Source organism: Tsukamurella serpentis (genome assembly GCF_054780975.1).
The window spans coordinates 1-1,147 of the sequence record NZ_BAAGVH010000013.1 but is presented as its reverse complement, the minus strand read 5'-3'; the positions used below and the strand labels follow the sequence as shown (position 1 = coordinate 1,147).

2 protein-coding genes are annotated in these 1,147 nt (G+C 62.4%); both read right to left on the bottom strand.

The features are described 5' to 3' along the window. Nucleotides 1–808: IS3 family transposase (locus ACYVHG_RS15780; RefSeq protein ID WP_461168426.1), on the bottom strand; the 808-nt coding region annotated here is incomplete at its 3' end. 47 nt (nucleotides 809–855) lie between these two features. Further along, the coding region (locus ACYVHG_RS15775) for a transposase (RefSeq protein ID WP_461168425.1) at nucleotides 856–1,147 on the bottom strand (292 nt) is incomplete at its 5' end.

Below are 1,147 nucleotides of genomic sequence, written 5' to 3'. Positions count from 1 at the left end.
GGGCGTGTTGGTAGTTGTTCTCGTATTCGACGGGAGCGAGGTAGCCGATGCCGGAGTGCCGGCGGCGGGGGTTGTACCAGGCTTCGATCCAGTCGAAGATCGCCGAGGCAAGCTGCTCCGGGGTGTTCCACTCGCGGGTGTCGAGTAGCTCGCGTTGCATCGTCGACCAGAACGATTCCATCATCGTGTTATCCACGCTGGATGCGACACGTCCCATCGACCCGAGCATCCCCGCCGAACGGAGCCGTTCGCCGAAAACCCAAGAGGTATATTGGGATCCGCGGTCAGAGTGCATGATCGTCCCCGCATCTGGGGTGCGTCTCCACAACGCCATCTGCAACGCGTCGACGACGAGTTCAGTGCGCATATGATCGGCGATCGACCACCCGACGATCCGCCGGGAAAAGGTGTCGAGAACGCCGCAGCAATAGACCTTGCCGGTCTTGGTCGGGTGCTCGGTGATGTCTGTGCACCAGATCTGATCCGGGCGGGCAGCGACGAATCGCCTTTCGACAAGATCATCGTGCACCGCTGGTGCGGGCTTACGATGCTTCTTCCGACGCGATCCGATCCCGGCGACTCCGAGCATCCGCATCAACCGGGCGATTCGTTTTCGGCCGGTCCGTATCCCGCTGCCGAGCCGCAGGTCCGCATGAACTCGAGGTGAGCCATAGCACCCACGGGATCCGATGTGAATGTCACGGATCTTGTTGGCTAAATGAGCATCTGCCTCGTCCCGCTCCGACGCGGGACGACTCCGCCACTCGTAGAACCCCGATGTTGAGACGTTCAGCACCCGGCAGGCCACCGCGACGGAGAATCCGTCGGCGGCAAGTTCACAGACCAGCCGGAACCCTATTTTGGGAGGACGTTCTCCCGCGCGAAGTACGCGCTGGCACGTTTGAGGATCTCGACCTCCTGCTCCAGGCGCTTCTTGTCGCGGCGCAACTGAGCCAGCTCCGCCCGTTCGGCAGTGCTCAGACCTTCCTTGCGGCCGGCATCGACATCGTCGATGCTCATCCACCTGCGTAAACACGACTCGGAGATACCGAGATCCTTCGCGATCTGCGCGACGGAAGCACCGTCCTCACGGGTCAGGTTCACCGCCCGGCGGCGGAACTCCTCAGGATGGGCAGCGGGCATGACA